Genomic DNA, 21,118 nt, shown 5'->3' with positions numbered 1-21,118 from the left:
GACTGGGCCGACGGAGGTGTGCCATGGCGCTGTCGCAAATGGTCGGTCGGCTCATCGGCGTACGCCAGCACGTGGTGGACCCGGGCGGGGGTGGCGCGGACCGCGTGCCGCGACCGACCGCGGCGGTGGTGGTGGGTGGTGGCATCGCCGGCATGTCGGCGGCGGTGGTGCTTGCCGAGCGGGGCGTGGCGGTCACCGTGCTGGAGGCGGCACCGACGCTCGGCGGTCGACTGGGTGCCTGGTCGGAGCCGTTGGCCGAGGGCAGCCAGCAGAACGAGCACGGTTTCCACGCGTTCTTCCGGCAGTACTACAACTGGCGGTCCATCCTCCGCCGGATCGATCCTGACCTGGGTTTCCTCAAGCCCGTCGCGGGTTACCCGATCCTCAGCGAGCAGTGGCCGACCGAGGAGTTCGGCAGGCTGCCGCCGGCACCACCGGCGAACCTGCTGGCGTTGCTGTTACGCAGCCCCAGCCTGCGCCTGGGCGACCTGCGCCTGATGGACCGGGATGCCGCGCTGCCGCTGCTCAGCTACGACCCGGTACGCACCTACGCCGAGTTCGACGACACCACCGCCGACGAGCTGTTGGCCTCGCTGCGGCTGCCGGACCGGGCGCGGGCGATGCTGTTCGAGGTCTTCTCGCACTCGTTCTTCAACCACGAGGCGGAGATGTCGGCCGCCGAGATGATCGCCCAGTTCCACTTCTACCTGCTCGGCAACCCGGAGGGGCTGGCGTTCGACTGCCCGGACGAGGACTACGCCACGGCGATCTGGGAGCCGCTGACCCGGCACGTGGAGAAGCACGGTGCTCGGGTGCTCACCGGCTGCGCGGCGACCGGCGTGCACCGGGACGGCGACGGTTGGCGGGTGACCACCACCGACGGTGGCAGCCACCCGGCAGCGCACGTGGTGCTGGCCGTCGATCCGGCGGCACTCGCCGCGCTTGTCGCGGCCTCTCCCGACCTGGTCGAGCAGGCTCCGGAGCTGACCGCCCGGATGCCCGCCTTCGGCCGGCCCGGTCCGCCGTACGCGGTGGCGCGGTACTGGTGCGACGGGGACGTGGCCGCCGACCGGGCGGTGTTCAGCGGGGTGTCCCGGCAGCCCACGCTGGATTCGGTGACGCTCTACCACCGGCTTGAGGAGGAGCCTCGGCGTTGGGCGCGGCAGACCGGCGGGTCGGTCATCGAGTTGCACGCGTACGCCTGCGAGCCGGGGGTGCCGGCCGAGGAGTTGGCCGAGCGGATGCGCCGCGAACTTGTCGCGCTCTGGCCGGAGGCCGCCGACCTGCGGGTTCGCGAGCTGCGGGCCCGGGTGGAGGCGCAGGCGCCGGCGTTCACGCCGGGCAGCCACGCCTCGCGGCCAACGGTACGCACCGACGCGAGCGGCCTCTACCTGGCCGGTGACGGCATCGCCACAGACTTCCCGAGCGCGTTGATGGAACGCTCCGCGGCGACCGGCATCGTCGCCGCGAACCACATCCTGCGGGCGGAGGGCGGCGCGGCGGAGCCGGTGCGCTCGATCCGGCCCCGGGGGCTGCTGGCCGGCCGCGCCACCCCAAACCGACAAAACCCAACATAAGCACCGATACGCTGCCGTACGCTTGGTTGATCAACCGTCGATCGACCGGGCGGGAGGGCAGCGGGGATGTCACCACTGCACCGCGCCGGCGAGGAGAGCCGGCAGGCAGTCCGCGAGATCGGCCGCGACGACGCGTACCCACTGATCCGCGACGAGCGCGCCTGCATCGTCACCGCACTGCGGCTGGGCTGGTGGATGGCGGACGCCTACCACCACTGGCAGCACGCCGAACTCGGCGTCCCCGTCACGGCCCGACCAGCCGTACCGCCCGCCAAACTCTCCAACCTCACCGAGATGTCCGCCCACCGGCGAATGCGCATGTACCTCGACGGGGTGGACGTCGCGCTGGCCCAGATCGCCGACCTCACCCGGCACACCGGGCCGGCACCCGACACGACGGCCGCCCGGGCGCTGCTCCCCGAGCTGAGCCAGCCCGACCCGGCCGACCCGGTGCCGCTGCTGCTCGCCCTCGACGACCTCAACGTCGAGGTGCTGCGCTGGGCGATGGCTACCAACCACCGCGTTGGGCTGGCCTACCGGCTGGGCCGCTCGGTGGCCGACACCGTCCGGGCCGGCGACGCCGCCCAACTGCTGCGGCAGTTCGGCGGTCGACAGATCCAGATCAGCCGCTGGCTGGACGAACTGGCAAGCGTGCTGCCGCCGTACTCGGCCGCGGTGGTGCGCCGGTCGCTCGCCGCCTGGGCGACAGCAGTCGACCGGGCCGGCCACGGGGACCCGGCCGAACCGGCGCCCGCCGAGCTGAGCCGGGCCCTGCGCGGCCAGGGTGACCTCTGGCGGGACGTGCTCACCGGCGGCCTGCACCCACGCGACCTGCTCGACGAGGAGGACTACGCGGTGATCGCCCGGAACCTGATCATCCGGGATCGCCGGCTGGTGGCACAGGCGGCGCGTGGCATCTTCTGGCCCGTGCTCGTACCCCTGCTGCTTGTGCTCTTCGCGGTGGTCGGAGTGAGCGCCGCCGCGGCGGCCGGCTCACCCACCACCCGGGCCACCGTCGCCCTGGTCGGTCTCGGTGCCGGACTTGCCGCGATCTGGCGATCGGTCTCCGGGCCGGCACTTGCGGTCGCCGGCGAGGTCAACCGGCCCCTGCTGGACGGTGAACTCACCGCACGCATGGCCCTGCGGCTGAACCGGCCGCTTACCGCCGCCCGGCGCACGGCGGTCGTCGCACCCCGCACCCGCCGTCCACGCCGCCCGGAGAAGCCTGGCAGCCGATCGAAATGCGTTGCCAGTCTCTCCCGCCCCGACCTACCGTGATCGCGCAAGGTCAACCACCGCCACGGGAGCGAAGCATGACGATGTCGCACGTCACCACCGTGCCGTCGACGCTGCCCGTCGACGGTTGCCGAGCGGAAGGTCCCCGGGCGGGTCGGCCCGACTGACGCGTCCCGTACGCGTCGAGCCGCCCCGTCCACCAGCCGGACCGGGCGGCTCGTCGCTGTCCGGCACCATCGCGAAAGGAGTCCCGGTGGACGCCGTCCTCGTCATCAACGCCGACCTCGGCCCGCTGCACCGGGTCACCGTTCACCATGCCGTCCGGATGCTCTGCCGCCGGGTCGCCGAAATCCACGAGGCCGAGCCGGACCAGGTGATCGGCGTCTTCCCGATGCCCCGGGTGGTGCGGCTGGTCCGCTACGTGGTCACCAGGTGGAGGTTCAGTGCCGGGCCGGCCTGGTCCCGGGCCGGGGTGCTGCGCCGCGACGACCGCTGCTGCGCGTACTGCGGGGGGCCGGCCACCACCATCGACCACATCCTGCCCCGTTCGCGCGGCGGCCGGAACACCTGGCGGAACACCACCGCCGCCTGCTCCGGCTGCAACCAGCGCAAGGGGGACCGGACGCCGGCGGAGGCGGGCATGCCGTTGCGTCGGGAGCCGGTGCAGCCGGGCTGGGCGGCGCTCGCCGGGTGAGGTGACGGACCGGCCGACGGGAACGGGGGGCCGCGTTCCGACGCGGCACCCGTCGGCCCCCGGTCAGAGCGCGCGTTCCTGCACCTTCGGGTCCGGGCGGCCGTTGGGGCAGCGCGCCCGGATCTCGCTGCGGTGGTCGGTGGAGGTCAACACGACCCGGACCTGCGATGCCGGGCCCGGGTCGTACGCCGCTGCCCGAAAACCGTCAGCGAGCGTCACCGCGAGCACCTCGACGGACTTCCCCACGCAGCCGACGGTGACCGTCCCGCCGCGCGCCCGAACGGCTACGCCCCTGGCAAGGGTGGGCGTCGGTGCGGGCGTGGTCGAGGGCGCGGTCGAGGGCGAGGGCGCGGTCGGGTCCAGGTCGGGGGCGGTGGCGGTCGGGCCGGGGACCACCATCGGGGGGCCGGTCCGGGCAGCGGGTGCGGTGCGCCGGGGCGCTGGTGCGTCGGACACTCCGATGTCGACAGGGTCGTCCGGGTCGGTCGGCTCCTCGGTACGCGGCATCGCCACCGCCGTGGTGCCCGGACTCTTGCCGGTCGAAGGGGCGGCAAGCCCCGGCCGACGATTGGCGAAGTCGCCGAGCGACCCGGCAAGCATGATCGCGGCGAGCGCCATGCCGCCGACCACCAGGACGGCCCGACGCCAACGCCACGCGCGGCGCCAGGTGACCACTGTGCTGCCCGCCGCAACGACGGTCGGGGTGTCGGTCGTGGTGTCGGAGGGCTCGCTGACGGCAGCCACATCGGGCGTGACCGCATTCATGGCGACGAGCAGGATGCGGGCCACCTCGGCCGCCGGCGGCCGGTCGGCGGGATCGCGGGCCACGCACCAGCGGTAGAGCCGGCGAATCTCGGGCGACACGCCGTCGATCTCCGGCAGCGGGTCCGGCTCGACGTGCGTCTCCCCCCGGAGCATCCCGGCCTGCGCCCCGGCCGGCCACGGCAGCCGGCCGGTGAGCACCCGGTGCAGCAGAAGACCCAGGGCGTACACGTCGCAGGCCGGCAACACCTCGCCGGCCGCCAGTCGCTCCGGGGCGAGGTAGGCGGGCGTGCCCAGCAGCCGTCCCTCGAAGTCGATCTCGGACGCACCGGCGACGGCCGCGATGCCGAAGTCGAGCACCTTCGCGCCGGTGGGGGTGAGCATCACGTTGCTCGGTTTGATGTCGCGATGCACCAACTCCTGAGCGTGCGCGGCCGCCAGCGCGGAGGCCACCTCGGCGCAGACCCGCAGGCCGGCACGCGGCGGCAACGGCCCGGCCGCCAACCGTTGTTCGAGGGTGGCACCGCTCAGCAACTCCATCACCACGAACGGGACCGGCGAACCGTCAACCGGCGACTCGCCGTAGTCGTACACGTTTGTGACGTGCGGGTGCGACAGCCGGGCCGCCGCCTTGGCCTCGGCCCGGATCCGCTGTCGAGCGTTGGCCTCCGAGGCGACGAGCACCTTCACCGCGACGTCCCGTTCGAGCACCTCGTCATACGCCCGGTGCACCGCCGACATGCCGCCACGGCCGAGACGCTCAAGGAGCCGGTAGCGGCCCGCAAGCAACTGATCACGCTGCACAACGGACAGCCTGCCGTACCGGCCGGCAGCAGGCCACCCCGGATCGAGGTGTCGCGATGAGTGGGACCGAGCTACGGCTCAGTCGTCGGTACGCGGCCGCCAGGCGAAGCGGGGCAGCCGGCGCTCGGTGACCGCCGCCACCCCCTCCCTGGCCTCGCCGGTGGTCTGCACCTTCCGATGCCACCAGGCGATCCGGGCCGGTCCGGCCCGGTCGTCGATGATCTCCTTCGCGGCGGCGATGCTCAGCGCCGACCGGGTGGCGATCGTCGCCGTCAGCTCGTCCACCCGCGCGGCGAGCCGGTCCGACGGCAGCACCTCGTCGACCAGGCCGACCCGCAGCGCCCGCTCGGCGTCGATCAATTCGGCGGTGAACAGCAGATGCTTGGCCGCGGACGGGCCGACCAGCCGGGCCAGGCGGCGGGTCGCCGGTGCCGGATAGACCAGTCCCAGCCGGGCCGGCGGCACCCCGAAACGGGCGTCCTGCGCCGCGATCCGCAGGTCGCAGGCGACCACGAGCTGGGCGCCACCGCCGACGCAGGCACCCCGGATGGCAGCGATGGTCGGCTTGGCGAAGCGGGCCAGCCGCTCCTCGGCGGCCACCGCGATGCTGGCGTCACCGGCGTCCAGCAGCTCGCTCAGATCACCCAGGTCCGCACCAGCGCAGAAGGCGTCGCCCGCGCCGGTGAGCACCAACGCCCGTACGTCGGGGTCGGGCTCCAGCCGGTCGAGCAGTTCGGGGAGCTGACGCCACATGGCGGCGGTCATCGCGTTGCGCCGGGCCGGGTTGTGGATCACCATCGTCGCGACCGGTCCGGTCACCTCGACTGTCAACTCGGCATCCGACATACGGCGACCATAACGGCGCGGGCCCAGCGGCCACCCCGAGGGGCGGTCGCTGGGCCCGCGCTCAGGTCAGGAGACGGTCAGCGCGGTGTCGTCGACCACGAAGGACGTCTGCAACGAGGAGTCCTCGGTGCCGGTGAACTTCAGGCTGACGGTCTGGCCGGCGTACGCCGCCAGGGAGAAGGACTTCTGGCTGTAGCCGGTGGCCTTGTTCAGGTTCGAGTAGGTCGCCAGCGTGGCCAGAACGCTTCCGCTCGAGTTCAGCACCTGCACGGTGAGCTTGTCGTACGCGACGCTGGTGGTGGTCTCGGCCGAGTCGATGTGCAGCCAGAAACTGACCGTGTACGACGAGCAGCCCGTCGGGAGGGCCACCGACTGGGCGAGCGTGTCGGTGTGGCTGCTGCCGTAGCCGTTCAGCCACGCCTTGTACGACCCGGTGCGGGCGGCCTGGCCGCTGGAGCTGGTGATGACGCCGGAGCTGGCCGTCCAGCCGGTCGCGCCGGACTCGAAGCCCGGGTTGGCCAGCTTCTGCCCCGACGAGGTGCAGCCGCCCCCGGTGCCGTTCACGGTAAGCGTGTAGGTGGCACTGCGGGTGACCGACCCCGCGCCGTTCACGGTGACCGAGTAGGTGCCGGGCGGGGTGCTCGCCGAGGTGCTGATGGTGAGGGTGGACGAGCCGCCCGAGGTCACCGAGGCGGGGCTGAACGCGGCGTTCGCCCCGCTGGGCAGGCCGGACGCGGAGAACGTCACGGTCTGCGCCGTACCGCTGGTGGTGGCGGTCGACACGGTGGTGGAGGCCGCGCTGCCCGGGTTCACCGAGCCGGCGGTCGGCGACAGCGACACGGAGAAGTCGTTGCCGGTGGAGCAGGGTGTGTCGTTACCGGCCACGTTCACGGCCGTCCAGGCGGCCTGTACGGCCTTGTACTCGGTGGAGCAGCTGCCGTACAGGTCGGTGGCGGCCCGCAGGCTGTAGGCGCGGGCGGTGTTCGCCGGGTTGCTGGTGTTGACGTACGACGTGTTGGAGGTGAAGTAGACGTCCAGGGCTCGGTACCAGATCTTCTCGGCCTTGGCGCGGCCGATGCCGGTGACCGCCGGAGCGGAACCGCAGACCGGTGAGGTGCCGTACGAGGTGGCGCCGGTGCCCTCGGCGAGGTTGAAGAAGAAGTGGTTGCCGACGCCGGAGGAGTAGTGCACGTCCTTGTTCTTGGTGCTGGTGGACCAGCAACTGTCGGACGAGCCGTCCAGCGACGGGTTGTACATGTAGCGCAGCGGAGTGCCGTTGCCGTTGATGTTGATCTTCTCGCCGACCTGGTAGTCGCCCGGGTCGCTCGGCGCGGCGGCGTAGAACTCCATCATGTTGCCGAAGATGTCACTGGTGGACTCGTTGAGGCCACCGGCCTCACCGGAGTAGACCAGGCCGGACAGCGCCTCGGTGACGCCGTGGCTCATCTCGTGCCCGGCCACGTCCAGCGAGACGAGGGGGCGGGAGTTGCTGGAGCCGTCACCGTAGGTCATCTGGGCGCCGTCCCAGAACGCGTTGACGTAGTTGTTGCCGTAGTGCACGCGGCTGGGTACACCGCTGCCGTTACCGAAGATGCCGTTGCGGCCGTGCACGTTCTTGAAGTAGTCGAAAGTCTTCGCTGCGCCGAAGTGCGCGTCCACCGCTGCCGACTGCCGGTTGGAGTTGGCGCCGGTGCCCCACGCGTTGTCGGCGTCGGTGAAGGTGGTGCAGGTGGAGGTGCCGTTGTTCATGTCGCAGGTGCGGCCGTTGCCGCGCACCGGGTCGATCATCTGGTACGCGCTGCCGGAGAGCGTCGTGTCGATGCTCACCGAGCCGGTGTAGATGCCCTGGCCGCTGCCGGTGACCGACTCGATCTCGTCGAACGACCCGACTGTCGCGCCGGAGGTGGCGTCGGTGATCACGTGCAGCCGCGACGGCGTCTGCCCGTCCGGCTGCCATCCGCTGACCACCGTCTCCCAGGCCAGCCGGCCCTTGCCGGAGCTGGCGTCGACGAACAGTTCCGGAGCGCCCACGGTCTCGGCCTTGCCACTGAACCCGGCGCGGGCCGTCTTCTTCGCCGCGTCCGCGGTGATCCGGGCCGTGGTGGGGAGGGTCAGTGGCGCGGCGAGTGCTACCGAACTGCCGGCGTAGGTGCCGTTCGGCGCGGTGTGGATGACGAAGTCACCGCCGTACACCCGAAGCCCCTGGTAGGTCCTGGTATAGCGGGTGTGGGCCGCGCCGCTGGGGTCTACCTTGGTGCTGCGCACCTGGTAGGACTCGGCGCTCGAACCCTGGACGGCTCCGGGGTTCGTCCGCAGGACGGTGGCCGCTCGGGCCGCGGCGGAGGCGTCCGGCGCGGGAGAGGTGGGCGGAGCCGCGTGCGCCGCGGTGACGACGCAGGTCAGCAGGCCGCTGGTGAGCAGCACTGCGCTGACGGCGGCAAGGGGTCGTTTCACGTGCCCTCCTGGAAGGAGAAGAGTGTGGCGGGGGTAGCCACGCATGTACATATAGCGATGTCTGCACCAGAGGGGAAGACCCGATCGCCTCCCAGACATCGACAATGGCCGTTCGGATGAGGCCCTTGACAAGGGAACCAATGCTTCGAATCACGCGTCTCACGTGGATGAGACGCGCCTCGACAACCGGCGTCACCGCCGCGCTACTGGTCGGCCTGCTGGCCGGCTGCACCAGCACCGACCTGCCCGGCACCGCCGGAGATCCTCCTCCGAACACCCCCGCCCCGACGGCCACCGTCCCGACCGCCGGCACCTCAACGCCCGGCTCCACCCCCACGGCCGCGAGTGCCGCAGCCTCCCAGGTGACGCTGCGGAGTTCGGGCGGCTTCGCGGGCCGTGGCGACGTCGTGACCGTCGAGCCGGACGGTCGGTGGAGCGCTGTGGACCGGGCAGGCAGCCGGCGTACCGGTCGGCTCAGCCCCGCCGATCTGGGCAGCCTGACGGCTCTGGCCGCCGACCCCCGGCTCGCCGCCGAGGCACGGCAGACGAGCAGCCCGACCGGCTGTGCGGACGTGTTCCACTACCGGGTCACCGTCGGCGCGATCGAATCCGGCTACGTCGACTGTCCCACCGAGTCGCCCCCGCCGCCGGCCACGCAGGCCCTGGTCAAGCTGCTGCTGCGGGCAACCGGCGCCTAGACCAGGTAGTCCGGGGGCAGGCCGGTGCCCCGCAACTCCGCCGGGAGGTGGGCGACGTCGTTGACGGCGATCAGGTTCGGCGGGCCGGAGGGGCTGTAGCGGATCACGGTCAAGCCCGCGTTGTGCGAGTTCAAGCCCAGCCACCGCTGCTCCGGCGCGTCGAGGGCGTGCCGCACCAGCCAGCCGATCAGGAAGGTGTGCGTCACGACCAGCTCGCGGACCGGCTCGTCACCGGCTGTCGCCTCGGTGGCCGGACCGGCGAAGCGCCGCACGGCCGCCGCTGTCACCTGCGGCCCGTCGACCCGCTGGGCCGCCGAGAACCGGGCCAGGAATTTCGCGTACGCGGGCGGCAGATCGGTCGGGTCGGTGTCGTGTGGAAGGTGGTCTCCCGCCAGCTCCGTCTCGTACACCGGAACCTCGGGCAGCGACTTGGCGATCAGCTCGGCGGTCTGCGCGGCCCGGCGCAGCGGCCCGTGATGCACGGCGGCGAAACGGCGGCCGCGCAGGCGCTCACCGAGCAGGATGGCCTGCTGCCGGCCGCGCTCGGACAGGCCGGTGTCGGGCTCCTCGGCGGTTGAGCCGTTCAGCTCGCTCAGGTCCTGCTCGGCGTGTCGGGTCAGATACAGCAGTCGGGTCACCATGGCAGACACCTCAACACGCCGGGAGGCATGGTCGCGACCCCCTGCCTCCCGGTCCCGTACACGTCAGCTCAGTCGACCCCGCCGATCAGCGGTGCCCGGTCCCGGCCGACAGCCGCCGCCCGGACCAGGGGAATAGACACAGCCTGGGTCATCGCCCGCCCCCTACGCCCGCGGGAACATCTGGCCGATGCGGATCTTGTTGCCGAACGGGTCCCGGATGCCGAAGTCGATGCCGTACGGGCGCTCGGTCGGCTCGTCGGTGATCTCGACGCCCTTCGCCACCAACTCCTCGTGCGTCTTGTGGGCGTCGTCGGTCGTCATGAAGAGGTAGCCACCCAGGGCGCCCTTGGTGAGCAGCTCACGGACCTGCTCGGCGGTGGCCGGGTCGAGCGCCGGTGCGCCCGGCTTCTCCAGCAGGATCTCCCGCTCCGGGTCGCCGGGCAGGTTGACCGTCAGCCACCGCATGAAGCCGAGATCCTGGTCGGTGTTGACCTCCATGCCGAGCTTGTTCACGTAGAAATCGAGCGCCTCGTCCTGGTCGAGGACGTAGATCTGGGAGCGGCTGATCGCGTTCATCGTCATACCGACAACCGTAGAGGTGGACTGTGACCTGCTGCTTATCCAAAACTGCTGGGTCGGGTCCAGGCCTTGGTGAAGCACGACGGCACGTTCACCGGCGCGACGCGCTGCCGCCGGAAATCCGAGGGCGACTCGCCGACGATCTGGCGGAACGTCCGACTGAACGTACCCAGGCTGCTGAAGCCGACGGCGTAGCAGATGTCCGTCACGTCCCGCCCGGTCTCCACCAGCAGGGTCATCGCCCGCTCCACCCGACGGCGTTGCAGGTAACGGTGCGGGGTCTCCCCGAACGTGGCCCGGAAGGTGCGGATGAAGTGCGCCTCGGAGACGAGCGCGATCCGGGCCAGCGCGGGGATGTCAAGCGGCTCGGCGTACGCCCGGTCCATCGCGTCCCGGGCACGCAGCATCGCCCGGTTCGACTCCTCCACCGCGCGGCTCATCGGCCCCCGTCCCGTTCCGTTTCCGCTGCCAGGGCCCCAGGCTATCCGTCGCGCCGGCGGGCGACACGTCGCTCAGCTTCGGCCGGCTGCGCCACCGGTTCAGTTCCAGGGCTCGGCGTTCGGATCCTCGCCGAGCAGCCGCGCACTCTCCAGGCACAGGTCCTGCCCGAAAAGTTGGTTGCCGCGCGAGTCGGTGCCCCACGCGTCGTCGGCGCCCGCAGCGATGGCACGCCAGGTGTAACCTTCGGCCCGCCAATGCCTTACCTGCCGCGCGATGTCCGTGGTAAGAGTCAGCCCCCATGCATCGAGCACGCGCCGAGACTACGCGGAGTGTGTTGCGTCACCGCCGGCGCGTCCTCTGCCGCTGACCACCTTGCTTGTGGTGCAGGCTCACGCCAACCTCGACGCGAGGTGTCGGGCACTCGGCGGGAAGTCCTCGCGAGTGCCGTTGCTGTCAACGGTCGACTCGTCGCCGAGTCGGTGGAAACGCCTTGTGCAATTGGAGCCCCCGGCCGGGATCGAACCGGCGACATCTCGCTTACAAGGCGAGTGCTCTGGCCAGCTGAGCTACAGGGGCGCGTGCGTCGAGGTCAGCATAGCGAGTGACATCCGGATATCCCTCTCGCGAGGCCCCCCGAGCTTTGGAAACGTCAACAACCCGACGCGTACGGGTTGCTGACGGCGTCGATTGATGGCTGACCGTGCCCGAGTGCCCGGAATGTGTAGGCCGTGGGTCAGGTCAGGCGCTGCCTCGCCTTGGCAGCAGGAGCAAACCCGTTTACGGTTCACTGACACGGACGACAGCCGGGCGCCCTCGCGCCCGAGCCGCCGTCCGCTGACCGGCACGGATACGCGCCGGTTGCTCCTTCACTCGGATCGTCCGGCACGTTCCTGCCGGTGAAAGGAAGCGCTTCACCATGGCTACGGTCACCTACTCCAAGGCGTCCCGGGTATACCCGGGCCAGGAGCGTCCCGCCGTCAACGAGCTCAACCTCGAGATCGGCGACGGCGAGTTTCTCGTCCTGGTCGGCCCCTCCGGTTGCGGCAAGTCCACGAGCCTGCGGATGCTCGCCGGCCTGGAGGACGTGGACGCGGGCTCGATCTACATCGACCAGCGCGACGTCACCCACCTCCCCCCGAAGGCCCGCGACATCGCGATGGTCTTCCAGAACTACGCCCTCTACCCGCACATGACGGTGTACGAGAACATGGCGTTCGCCCTCAAGCTGCGTAAGACCTCCAAGTCGGAGATCGACCGGCGGGTCAAGGAAGCGGCCGGGCTGCTCCAGCTGGAGGAGTACCTCAGCCGTAAGCCGAAGGCGCTCTCCGGTGGTCAGCGTCAGCGGGTCGCGATGGGCCGGGCGATCGTCCGCGAGCCGCAGGTCTTCCTCATGGACGAGCCGCTGTCGAACCTCGACGCCAAGCTGCGGGTGCAGACCCGTACCCAGATCGCGTCGCTGCAGGCCAAGCTGGGCGTCACCACCGTCTACGTCACGCACGACCAGGTCGAGGCCATGACCATGGGTCACCGCGTGGCCGTGCTGCTCGATGGTGTCCTCCAGCAGGTGGACACCCCCCGCGCGCTCTACGACACCCCGTCGAACGTCTTCGTCGCCGGCTTCATGGGCTCCCCGGCCATGAACATCAAGACTGTCTCGCTCAACGAGCAGGGCGCCGAGTTCGCCGAGCTGAACATCCCGCTGACCCGGGAGCAGGTCGCGGCGGCCCGCGCCGAGGGTGGCAACGGCAAGGTGACTGTGGGCTTCCGCCCGGAGGACTGCGACCTGGTCAGCCCGACCGAGGGTGGCATGCCGGTCGTTGTCGAGCTGGTCGAGGACCTCGGCTCGGACGCCAACGTCTACGGCCACGCCGCGCTCGGTGGCAGCTCGGAGCGCTTCGTCGTCCGCACCGACCGGCGCAGCATGCCGAACATGGGTGACACCGTCTTCGTCAAGCCGCGTACCGGCCGCAGCCACGTCTTCCACGCCGCCACCGGCAGCCGGATCTGACGTAACGCCACAACGACAGGGGCGGTCCGCTTCGGCGGGCCGCCCCTGTCGTCGTACCGGCGGTGGCTGCTCCCCCCACGGAGCCAGCGCGGATGTGGCTCCCCGGGGTGAGTCGGCAGGGCGGGCCGCGCCCATAGCCTCGCGGCACACCCACCCGAGGAGACACAGTGGCCGCCACCGCGCACCTGACAAACCGATCCCGGTCCTACCAGCTGGCGCGGTTGGCCGGCCGCAGCCTCGCGTACTGCGCGACGCTGGTGCCGGTCGCCCTGCTCGCGCTGGCGACCGTGCCGTGGGGTGGGGCCGGTGCCGCCGCCGCGCGGTGGCGGGCTCTGCGTACCGGGCTGCTCGGCGCGCCCCCGACCGCCGCGCCCGACCGGCGACCCGGCCCGGTCGCGGTGCTCGGTCACGGTCTGCTCAGCCTGCTGCTCGGCTTCGTGGCACTGTTGCCGCTCGGCGTCGAACTGCTGATGGTGCTGCGCGGTGTGCTGTACGGCATCGTCGACAGCGGCCCGTACGACAATTCCTGGGGTGGCCCGAGCCGGGCCGGCGCGTGGCTTGCGCACTTCCTCGTCGGCCTGCCGCTGTCTGCCGCCGGGCTGGCCGCGTTGATGGGGATCGCCGCCGTGCACCAGCGGCTGACCCGCCGTCTCGACGGGGAGCGGAGCCCGCTCTGGCTGCTCCCGACCACCCTGCTGATGGCGCTGGCCGGTGCGCTGCTCTTCGTCGCCTGGACCCACCAGATCTGACGACGAGGCCCCCTCCCGCACCGGCGGGAAGGGGCCTCGTGTGACGTCGTTACAGCTCGACCGAGCGCCGGCGGGCGACCTCGGCCAGGGCGACCGCGGCGGCCACACTGGCGTTCAGCGACTCCACCTCGGAGATCATCGGAATGCTGACGGTCAGGTCGCAGGTCTCCCCGACGAGCCGGGACAGGCCACGTCCCTCGGACCCCACCACGACCACGAGGGGACCAACGGCGGCCTCCAGGTCGTACAGGTCGGTGTCACCGTCGGCGTCCAGGCCGACCACCATGAAGCCGGCGTCCCGGCACGCCTTCAGCGACCGGGTCAGGTTGGTCACCTGCGCCACGGGGACCCGCGCGGCCGCGCCGGCACTGGTCCGCCAGGCGGTCGCGGTGATTCCGGCGGCCCGCCGCTCGGGTACGAAGACACCCTGCGCGCCGAACGCGGCAGCCGACCGGATCACGGCACCCAGGTTGCGCGGGTCGGTGACACCGTCCAGCGCGACAAGCAGCGGAGCCTGCTGCTCCAGCGCTGCGGCGACCATGTCCTCGAACGGCTGGTACGCGAAGGGCGGCACCTGCAACCCGACGCCCTGGTGCAGCACACCACCGGTCATCCGGTCCAGCTCGGCCCGGCTGATCTCCAGGTTGGCGATGCCCCGGTCGGCGGCGGTCCGGATGATCTCGTTGATCCGGTCGTCCATGTCGATGCCCTGGGCGGTGTAGAGCGCCGTCGCCGGCACCTGGGCGCGCAGCGCCTCAAGCACCGGGTTGCGCCCGACCAGCAGCTCCGGCGTGTCCTTGCTCGGGTTGGACTTGCGCCCCGGCGCGACCCGCGGACCGGACCGCGTGGTGGGCTTGCCGCCCCGCCCGCCGGCAGCACCCCGGCCGCCGGTGGCAGCACCCCGACCCCCCGGTACGCCCCGACCGCCGCCCCGACCCCAGGTGGTGTCCTTGCTGCCCGGCTGACCGATCTTGGGGGCGCGCCCCTCCTCGGCCGCCGCGCGGCGCTCCTTGTCCTGCTTCCAGGCGGTGCGCTGGGGCAGCTTCTCGGTGCCCGAGTAGCCCTTGTGCCACGGCCGCTCGTCGGCGGGCAGGGTGCGCCCCCGCCCGGCCAGCGAGTCCTTGTTCTTGCCGCCGGTGCCCTTGGGGGCGCCTGCCTTCGACGTCAGTCGCCGGCCACGGCGCTGCGAGTTGCCGGCCATCAGTCCTGCTCTCCAATAGTCCAACGGGGGCCCTGGGGGGTGTCCTCGACCACCACACCGGCCAGCTTGAGCTGGTCCCGTACCGCGTCGGCGGCGGCCCAGTCCTTGCGGCCCCGGGCCTGCGCGCGCTGCTCCAGGGCCAACGCGATCAGGGAGTCCACCACGGCACGTAGATCGTCCGTGCGGCCACCGCCGGTCCAGGCCGGGCTGAGGGGGTCGACCCCGAGGATATCCAGCATCGCCCGCACCGCGGCCAGGGTGGTGCGGACGGTCACATCGTCGCCGACGCTCAGCGCGGTGTTGCCGTCCCGAATGTGCTGTTGCAACACGGCCAGCGCTGCGGACGTGTTGAGATCGTCGTTCATCGCCGCGACGAAGCCGTCGGGCAGCTCACCGGGCTGCTCGATGCCGACCCGCTCGGCCGCCCGCTGCACGAAACCCTCGATCCGGCGGTACGCGGTAGCGGCGTCGCGGAGCGAGTCCTCCGAGTAGTCGATCACCGAGCGGTAGTGCGCGGCGGCGTAGTAGTACCGCAACTCGACCGGCCGCACCCCGAGTGAGGCCACGTACGCCAGGTCGAGCGCGTTGCCGGCGGACTTGCCCATCTTGGCCCCGCCGATGCTCAGCAGCCCGTGGTGCACCCAGTAGCGGGCGAACGGCAGACCGGCGGCCCTGGACTGGGCAATCTCGTTCTCGTGGTGCGGGAACGTCAGATCGAGCCCGCCGCCGTGGATGTCGAACTCCGGGCCGAGATAACGCCAGCACATCGCCGAGCACTCGATGTGCCAACCCGGGCGGCCGAGCCCCCACGGCGACGGCCAGTAGGCGTCCGCCGGCTCGTCCGGTTTGGCGCCCTTCCAGAGCGCGAAGTCGCGCGGGTCCCGCTTGCCCCGGTCGGGGGCGTCCCCGGCCGACTGCATCGCGGCCGGCGACTGACCCGACAGCGCCCCGTACGTCGGCCACGACGCCACGTCGAAGTAGACATCGCCGGAACCGTCGGTGGCCGGGTACGCGTGCCCGTCGGCGATCAACTTGGTGATCAGCTCGTGCATCTCCGGGATGTGCCCGGTGGCCCGCGGCTCATAGGTGGGCGGCAGCACGTTCAACGCCCGGTACGACTCGGCGAGGAGCACCTCGTTGGCGTACGCGATCGACCAGAACGGCCGACCCTGCTCGCCCGCCTTGACCAGGAGCTTGTCGTCGATGTCGGTCAGATTGCGGATGAAGGTGACCTGGTAGCCGGCGGCCAACAGCCAGCGACGCAGCACGTCATAGTTGACGCCGGAGCGAAGGTGACCGATGTGCGGCGGGGCCTGGAGGGTGAGACCACACAGGTAGACCCCCACCTTGCCGGCTTCCCGCGGGACGAAGTCCCGCACCGATCGGGTGGCGGTGTCGTACAGGCGTAGCGTCACCGTACCAGGGTAGCTGTCCGTGCCTGTCCGGATCTGCCGGTGCCGGGTCGTACGCTGCCAGGCGTGGACGCGACAGCACGTTCCGGTGACACTCCGGCCCACCCCGACGCCCCCATCGTCCCCGCGCCGGGACCTACCGACGCCGCCGGACCGGCGGGCGCGGTCGGGCAGGCTGACGCGGCCGGGCTTGTCGATGCCGTCGCGGGACGTGTCGGGGAGATGTCGCAGACCCTCGACCGGGGGTTGCGGCTGCTGCACCTGGTTGCCGACGCCTCGGGCGGCCTGACCGTCACCGAGGCCGCCAACCGGCTCGGCATCGGCCGGGCCGCCGTCTACCGGCTGGTCGGTCCGCTCACCGGGCACGGCATGCTCCGCCGCGACGGCGACGGCCGGCTCCGCCTCGGTGCCGGACTGCTGCACCTGGCCCGACGCGCCCAGCCGCTGCTCGCCGAGGGTGCCCTGCCCGCGCTACGCCGTCTCGCCGAGCAGGCCGGCGCCACCGCACATCTGACCGTCGTCGAGGCTGGCGAGGGCGTCGCCCTGGCCGTGGTCGAGCCAACCTGGACGTCGTTCCACGTCGCCTACCGGGCCGGGGCACGACACCCGCTGGACCGGGGTGCGGCGGGCCGAGCCATCCTGGCCGGCCGGGCCGGGGTGGCGGCACCAGTGAGCAGCAGCGGGGAGCTGCAGGCCGGCGCGTACGGGGTGGCCGCGCCGGTGCTCGGTGTGCCCGGCCTGGAGGCCAGCGTCGGCGTGGTCGCACTCGCCCCGCTGGACGTCGACACGATCGGCACCCAGGTGCAGGCCGCCGCCACAGCCATCGCCACCGCCCTCAGTTGACCCAGGGACCAGCCCTCCTGCCCCGCTCGCCCGTCTTGATCAACTCGGGTTCACTGATATCGCGGCATCGCAGCGCCGATGATGGCCCGACTTTCAAAAGCGCGAGTGGATCGCCGTCCAGGCGCGTCCGCTGACCGGCCTCGGACGGCGGCGATGCGGGGACGGGCCATACCACGATCCACGTGCCGAATCCCGGTCGTCCACAGGGTCGTACGGGCGTGCCGGGTCGAGTTGTCCACAGGGGTTTCGGCGGTTGGTCGGCGGTCGGCAGGCTGCTTCGCATGCCGCCATGTCCGCACCGCCCTGATGCCCTGACCTGGCAGATCTTCCGCGGCTCCGACGCTGTCCGGGAAGGCCTGCTCACCGAGCACCAACTGCGCAGCGCAGCCTGGGTGCGGCTGCGCCACGACATCTACGCCGACGCACGGCTCGACCGGGACCACGCTCTGGCCTGCCGCGCAGCGCTCCTCCGACTTCCGCCCGACGTGACGGTCGGAGGTCCGTCAGCCGCGTACCTGCTCGGTGTCGAACACGCCGCCACCTTCACCGACGACGTGCACGTCCTCGTGCCCCGGTCGCTTCGAATCGGCCCGCAACGCGGCCTGCGGGTGCACGTCAACGCCATCACGCCGCTGCTCGGCACCGCACCGCCGGAACAAGCCGGAGCCTCGCCGGCCTCCCGCCGTCCACCCACCCCACGGGGTACGACAGGCCCGGGGCGTCCACCTGCCGCAGGCCGACCACCGAACGGCATGATGACCAGGCCCGGCGGCCTGGCATCGAGCCGATCGGGCGACCTGACAACCGGTTCAGGCGGCACGATGACCAGATCTGGTGACATGACGACCCTCGTCCCAGGGCTCAGCTGTGACTCTGGTGGCGCGATCCCCCGTTCGACCCCCGAGCGGGCGGCCTGGGAAACGGCCGTCTGGGTCGACCCGCTCCGCGCTGTCGCCATCGTCGACTCGCTGCTCGGTCAGGGGTTGACCGATCGCAACACGCTGGCTGCCATTGCCGATCGTAATGCCGACCGACCGGGTGGGCAGCGAGCGAAATGGCTCTTCGACCTGACCGACGGCGCAGCCCAGTCCCCGCCTGAATCACATCTGCGCCTGCGTCTCGTACTCGGCGGGCTCCCGCGCCCCATCGCCCAACATCCGGTACGCCTGCCCAACGGCGTGGTCCTGCACCCCGACCTGGCGTGGCCGCGATACCGGGTGGCGGTCGAGTACGACGGACAGTGGCACTCCGACGCAGATCAGCTGCACCGCGACCGCCGCAGGCTGAACCTGCTGGTCGGCGCGGGCTGGTTGGTGCTGCACGTGACGAGTCGACGGCTGCACGGCGAGTTTCCGGCAGTGCTCCACGAGGTACGTGCCGCGCTGGCCGGCCGAGGTTGGCGACGGTGACCACCGAGCCCGCACCGCACCGGACCGGGCCCGAGCACACGCGGCCCAAGCCCACACCGCACCGGACCTGGCCGGGATGCGGGCAGGGCCCGGTCGACAGGTGTCGACCGGGCCCTGACGGTGGTGCGTTACGGGCGGGCGTTCGGCTTGAGCGGGGTGTTCACCGCCGCGTAGGCGTCGACGATCCCGTAGCCGTAGAAGCCGTTGAAGTTGACCCCACCGGCGCAGTACGCGTCGTAGGTCTCGTCGCGGCCCTCGTTGCGGTACTGCTGCAACCGCGGCTCCGGGCAGGCGTGCTCGGCGGCCGTGCGGTACAGGTGCTGCTCGACCAGGTCCGGCGACATGCCGAAGCCGGACCGGCCCTGGGCCTTGCCGTACCGGCTGACGATCAGCGCGGCGACACCGGCGGCGTGCGGGGACGCCATCGAGGTGCCCTGGAGGTAGGTGTAGTAGCCGCACTCGCCGTTGGCCTTGCACTGCTTGAAGACCGACTCCTCGAAACCGGCGACGATGTTGCCGTCGGCGTCGACCGAGCCCTCCTCCTGAAGCATGTGCTTCGGGTACGTGGAGAGGATCATGTTGGCGTCGGTCCGGAACGTGTCGGTGCCGAAGCCGTCGCGGAACCAGCCGCCGGGGGCGGCCACCGAGATCTGCTCGGTGCCGTAGTTGGAGAAGTCCGACTTCTTGCCGGACGGCCCGACCGACGACACCGCTATGACGTTCGGGCCTTCGGTGGGCAGGTTCCAGCAGCTCTCGTTGTCGATCGGCCGGGGGTACGGGTCGGCGCCGTAGTCCGGGCTGGTGACGTCGGTGCGGGGTGCGCCCAGGTCGTCGTTCTCGTTGCCGAGCGCGGCGACGAGGGTGACGCCCTTGTTGTGGGCGAAGGTCAACGCCCGCTTCATCGCCGTGATGATGGCGCGCTGCTCCGCCTGGTCCTCGGGCGAGTCGGCGGGGTTGGCGGTGCAGTTGTAGAGCCACGGGTCGACGTAGAACGACATGTTGACCACGTCGATCCCGGACCGGCCGGCGTGCAGCAGGGCGTTGACCACCGGCTCGAGGAAGAAGTAGCCGGAGTCCTGGCCACCCTTGAGTTCGACGAGCGAGACGTTCGGGGCGACACCGGAGAGGCCGAACCCGTTGGCTGCGGCTCCGATGGTGCCGGCCACGTGGGTTCCGTGTCCGCCGTCGTCGGTGCCCACCGGGTCGAGGCAGCTGGGCACCTCGCAGGGGCCGTCCACGTCGATCAGGTCGGGTGCGAAGTTACGCGACAGCGCCCAGTTGAAGTTCGGCGCGATGTCCGGGTTGCTGGCGTCGACGCCGGTGTCGAGCACGCCGACGGTCACCCGACGGTCGCCGGGCTCGATCTTGCGGGCCTTGTCGGCCCGGAGCATCTCCAGACCCCAGAGCTTGTCGTCGAGCGGGTCGAGCTTGGCGCCCTTGCGAGCGGCCGCACCAGCAGCGCCCTTGGCTGCCGTCAGGTGCTCCTGCTCGACCCGGTCCAGCTTGGGCTTGCGGCCGATGGCCTTCTGTTCGGCGGCGCCGATCAGCGTCGGAGCGGCTGTCGCCTTGGCCGCGAAGTCGGCCCGGTCGCTGGTGACCTGGTACATGCCGACCTCGTCGGACCGGGACACGACAGTGCCGCCGGCCGCCCGGATCGCGGCTACCGCCGTGTCGGCGGCGACACCGTCCTCGGCGACGACGGTGAAGGTGCGGGAGGTGCTCGGTGCGGCGCTGGCCGGCACACCCAGCCCCGCAGCCGTCAATGCCAACACTGCCGCGCCAGCGACAGCACCGGCGGTGAAGCGCTTGCTCACCACATCGGATCCTCTCGTTGAGGGACGTGGCAGCCATCACACAACACCCGGCAGCTTTACGCCAGCTGAACGCCCGTTATGGCGGCGAATCTCTGCTTCATCCGCCCGAATCCGCGCGCGGCAGAAGATCTGCCAGCACCGATGGCAGATCCGCCACGGTGGACACCTCGGCGTCGGGTACGACTCCGCGTGGGCGGGGCAGGCCGGCCCGGTTCAGCCACACCGATCGCAGACCGGCTCGCCGGGGTGCCACCACGTCGTGCTCCCAGGAGTCACCGACGTACACGATCTGCCCGGGCGGCACCCCCGCCGCCGCGACCACCGCGGCGAAGAACTCCGGGTCGGGCTTCTTGGGCAGGCCGTTCTCGTGCGCGTACACCTCGAAGGCGAACTCGCCGGGAAGCCCGCACCGTTCGGCCCGGCTGTTGCCGTTGGTGGCGAAGCCCAGCGTGTAGCTGTCGCGAAGCACGGCGAGCGTCGGCGGCACGTCCGGAAACGGCCGGGTGAGGGCGAACCGGCGGGCGAAGAAGAGGGCCGCGAACTCGTCCAGGTGGTCGCCCAACCCGGCGCGGGCCAGCGACCGGGCCAGTGCGGCGCGCCGGATCTCCGTCACCGGGGCGGCCGCCAGCTCACCGAAGACCGCACCCCAGTCCGATTCCAGTTCGGCGAGGGTCACCTCGGCCGCCGCCGGGGTGCGTCGGCGCATCTCGTCGAGTACGGCCATCAGCCCGCCGGTCACCGCCGGGCGCAGGTCCAGCAGGGTTTCGTCGGCGTCGAACACCACGGCGGTCAGCACGACGCCAACTGTCTCACCGGCAACCGGCAGCACCACATCGGGCGCGATCATCCCGCACGCCTAGACGAGTAAGTCCTAAGTCAGGGCGGGGCTGCGGACGCAGCGAAGGGTGTTGATGATCCGTTTGTGACGACAGACATCAACACCCTTCTCA

19 protein-coding genes and 1 tRNA gene are annotated in these 21,118 nt (G+C 71.4%); 8 read left to right on the top strand and 12 right to left on the bottom strand.

The annotated features are described in order from the left end of the window. Window positions 1-23 precede the first annotated feature (23 nt). The 3 genes from AB0B86_RS16215 (at window position 24) to AB0B86_RS16205 (ending at window position 3,507) form a co-directional block, all read left to right on the top strand. Window positions 24-1,577: an FAD-dependent oxidoreductase gene (locus tag AB0B86_RS16215; RefSeq protein WP_357418441.1), complete on the top strand. Its 1,554-nt coding sequence runs from the start codon at window positions 24-26 to the stop codon at window positions 1,575-1,577. A 66-nt stretch (window positions 1,578-1,643) separates the two neighbouring features. Further along, entirely contained in the window at window positions 1,644-2,855 is a 1,212-nt protein-coding gene (locus AB0B86_RS16210; protein ID WP_357408684.1) for a hypothetical protein, read from the top strand. A gap of 211 nt (window positions 2,856-3,066) precedes the next feature. Further along, window positions 3,067-3,507: an HNH endonuclease gene (locus AB0B86_RS16205; RefSeq protein WP_357408682.1), complete on the top strand. Its 441-nt coding sequence runs from the start codon at window positions 3,067-3,069 to the stop codon at window positions 3,505-3,507. Between the two features lie 63 nt (window positions 3,508-3,570). Here the strand turns inward: AB0B86_RS16205 and AB0B86_RS16200 are convergent, their stop codons facing one another. From AB0B86_RS16200 to AB0B86_RS16190, 3 genes are all read right to left on the bottom strand, one after another. Continuing rightward, window positions 3,571-5,073 carry a serine/threonine-protein kinase gene (locus AB0B86_RS16200; RefSeq protein WP_357418439.1) on the bottom strand — a complete coding sequence of 501 codons (1,503 nt, stop codon included), beginning with the start codon at window positions 5,071-5,073 and terminating at the stop codon, window positions 3,571-3,573. A gap of 78 nt (window positions 5,074-5,151) precedes the next feature. After that, window positions 5,152-5,919 carry an enoyl-CoA hydratase/isomerase family protein gene (locus tag AB0B86_RS16195; RefSeq protein ID WP_357418437.1) on the bottom strand — a complete coding sequence of 256 codons (768 nt, stop codon included), beginning with the start codon at window positions 5,917-5,919 and terminating at the stop codon, window positions 5,152-5,154. 66 nt (window positions 5,920-5,985) lie between these two features. After that, on the bottom strand, window positions 5,986-8,373 hold the full coding sequence (locus tag AB0B86_RS16190) for a M4 family metallopeptidase (protein ID WP_357408676.1): 2,388 nt from the start codon (window positions 8,371-8,373) through the stop codon (window positions 5,986-5,988). A gap of 167 nt (window positions 8,374-8,540) precedes the next feature. Here AB0B86_RS16190 and AB0B86_RS16185 point away from each other — a divergent pair, with 167 nt between their 5' ends. Then, complete coding sequence (locus AB0B86_RS16185) at window positions 8,541-9,071, top strand: hypothetical protein (protein WP_357408674.1); 531 nt, start codon at window positions 8,541-8,543, stop codon at window positions 9,069-9,071. On the opposite strand, the gene AB0B86_RS16180 is transcribed toward AB0B86_RS16185, so the two are convergent. The 5 genes from AB0B86_RS16180 to AB0B86_RS16160 all read right to left on the bottom strand — a co-directional run bounded on the left by AB0B86_RS16180 (window position 9,068) and on the right by AB0B86_RS16160 (window position 11,308). Beyond that, entirely contained in the window at window positions 9,068-9,712 is a 645-nt protein-coding gene (locus AB0B86_RS16180; protein WP_357408672.1) for a histidine phosphatase family protein, read from the bottom strand. The two genes, AB0B86_RS16185 and AB0B86_RS16180, sit on opposite strands and share 4 nt — an antisense overlap. A 162-nt stretch (window positions 9,713-9,874) precedes the next feature. Further along, window positions 9,875-10,294, bottom strand: a complete 420-nt coding sequence (locus AB0B86_RS16175; RefSeq protein WP_357408670.1) for a VOC family protein — start codon at window positions 10,292-10,294, stop codon at window positions 9,875-9,877. 35 nt (window positions 10,295-10,329) lie between these two features. Continuing rightward, window positions 10,330-10,731 carry an AraC family transcriptional regulator gene (locus AB0B86_RS16170; RefSeq protein WP_357408668.1) on the bottom strand — a complete coding sequence of 134 codons (402 nt, stop codon included), beginning with the start codon at window positions 10,729-10,731 and terminating at the stop codon, window positions 10,330-10,332. 99 nt (window positions 10,732-10,830) lie between these two features. Further along, window positions 10,831-11,043, bottom strand: a complete 213-nt coding sequence (locus AB0B86_RS16165) for a hypothetical protein (protein ID WP_357408666.1) — start codon at window positions 11,041-11,043, stop codon at window positions 10,831-10,833. 188 nt (window positions 11,044-11,231) lie between these two features. After that, window positions 11,232-11,308, bottom strand: a tRNA-Thr gene (locus AB0B86_RS16160). A gap of 340 nt (window positions 11,309-11,648) precedes the next feature. Here AB0B86_RS16160 and ugpC point away from each other — a divergent pair. Beyond that, the gene (gene ugpC / locus AB0B86_RS16155; RefSeq protein WP_357418435.1) at window positions 11,649-12,740 is read left to right on the top strand and encodes a sn-glycerol-3-phosphate ABC transporter ATP-binding protein UgpC; all 1,092 of its coding nucleotides are present in this window, start codon (window positions 11,649-11,651) and stop codon (window positions 12,738-12,740) included. 167 nt (window positions 12,741-12,907) lie between these two features. Continuing rightward, window positions 12,908-13,489: a hypothetical protein gene (locus AB0B86_RS16150; RefSeq protein WP_357418433.1), complete on the top strand. Its 582-nt coding sequence runs from the start codon at window positions 12,908-12,910 to the stop codon at window positions 13,487-13,489. 49 nt (window positions 13,490-13,538) lie between these two features. Here AB0B86_RS16150 and rlmB read toward each other — a convergent pair whose 3' ends face one another. Together rlmB and cysS are read right to left on the bottom strand one after the other, a co-directional pair. Next, window positions 13,539-14,690 (bottom strand): 23S rRNA (guanosine(2251)-2'-O)-methyltransferase RlmB, encoded by a 1,152-nt coding sequence (gene rlmB, locus AB0B86_RS16145; RefSeq protein WP_357408661.1) that lies wholly within the window; start codon window positions 14,688-14,690, stop codon window positions 13,539-13,541. After that, entirely contained in the window at window positions 14,690-16,105 is a 1,416-nt protein-coding gene (gene cysS, locus AB0B86_RS16140) for a cysteine--tRNA ligase (protein ID WP_357408658.1), read from the bottom strand. Before cysS ends, rlmB begins: the two co-directional genes overlap by 1 nt. A gap of 219 nt (window positions 16,106-16,324) precedes the next feature. On the opposite strand from cysS, the gene AB0B86_RS16135 reads away from it, so the two are divergent. Beyond that, window positions 16,325-16,945 carry a helix-turn-helix domain-containing protein gene (locus tag AB0B86_RS16135; protein WP_357408804.1) on the top strand — a complete coding sequence of 207 codons (621 nt, stop codon included), beginning with the start codon at window positions 16,325-16,327 and terminating at the stop codon, window positions 16,943-16,945. Window positions 16,946-17,226: 281 nt separating this feature from the next. After that, window positions 17,227-18,354 carry a hypothetical protein gene (locus AB0B86_RS16130; RefSeq protein ID WP_357408657.1) on the top strand — a complete coding sequence of 376 codons (1,128 nt, stop codon included), beginning with the start codon at window positions 17,227-17,229 and terminating at the stop codon, window positions 18,352-18,354. Window positions 18,355-18,482: 128 nt separating this feature from the next. Here the strand turns inward: AB0B86_RS16130 and AB0B86_RS16125 are convergent, their stop codons facing one another. Both AB0B86_RS16125 and AB0B86_RS16120 read right to left on the bottom strand, forming a co-directional pair. Beyond that, on the bottom strand, window positions 18,483-20,168 hold the full coding sequence (locus AB0B86_RS16125) for a S8 family serine peptidase (protein WP_357408655.1): 1,686 nt from the start codon (window positions 20,166-20,168) through the stop codon (window positions 18,483-18,485). A 97-nt stretch (window positions 20,169-20,265) separates the two neighbouring features. Continuing rightward, the gene (locus AB0B86_RS16120; RefSeq protein WP_357408802.1) at window positions 20,266-20,964 is read right to left on the bottom strand and encodes an HAD family hydrolase; all 699 of its coding nucleotides are present in this window, start codon (window positions 20,962-20,964) and stop codon (window positions 20,266-20,268) included. Window positions 20,965-21,118 lie beyond the last annotated feature (154 nt).

Source organism: Micromonospora sp. NPDC049047, from assembly GCF_040649135.1.
Lineage (GTDB): Bacteria > Actinomycetota > Actinomycetes > Mycobacteriales > Micromonosporaceae > Micromonospora.
This window is presented reverse-complemented; position numbering and strand designations above follow the sequence as displayed.

Coding starts and splice junctions, on each gene's coding strand:
- AB0B86_RS16195 (WP_357418437.1), bottom strand. CDS start 5,919: ATGTCGGATGCCGAGTTGACAGTCGAGGTGACCGGACCGGTCGCGACG.
- AB0B86_RS16135 (WP_357408804.1), top strand. CDS start 16,325: ATGTCGCAGACCCTCGACCGGGGGTTGCGGCTGCTGCACCTGGTTGCC.
- AB0B86_RS16210 (WP_357408684.1), top strand. CDS start 1,644: ATGTCACCACTGCACCGCGCCGGCGAGGAGAGCCGGCAGGCAGTCCGC.
- rlmB (WP_357408661.1), bottom strand. CDS start 14,690: ATGGCCGGCAACTCGCAGCGCCGTGGCCGGCGACTGACGTCGAAGGCA.
- AB0B86_RS16215 (WP_357418441.1), top strand. CDS start 24: ATGGCGCTGTCGCAAATGGTCGGTCGGCTCATCGGCGTACGCCAGCAC.
- ugpC (WP_357418435.1), top strand. CDS start 11,649: ATGGCTACGGTCACCTACTCCAAGGCGTCCCGGGTATACCCGGGCCAG.
- AB0B86_RS16175 (WP_357408670.1), bottom strand. CDS start 10,294: ATGACGATGAACGCGATCAGCCGCTCCCAGATCTACGTCCTCGACCAG.
- AB0B86_RS16170 (WP_357408668.1), bottom strand. CDS start 10,731: ATGAGCCGCGCGGTGGAGGAGTCGAACCGGGCGATGCTGCGTGCCCGG.
- AB0B86_RS16185 (WP_357408674.1), top strand. CDS start 8,541: ATGAGACGCGCCTCGACAACCGGCGTCACCGCCGCGCTACTGGTCGGC.
- AB0B86_RS16180 (WP_357408672.1), bottom strand. CDS start 9,712: ATGGTGACCCGACTGCTGTATCTGACCCGACACGCCGAGCAGGACCTG.
- AB0B86_RS16130 (WP_357408657.1), top strand. CDS start 17,227: ATGCCGCCATGTCCGCACCGCCCTGATGCCCTGACCTGGCAGATCTTC.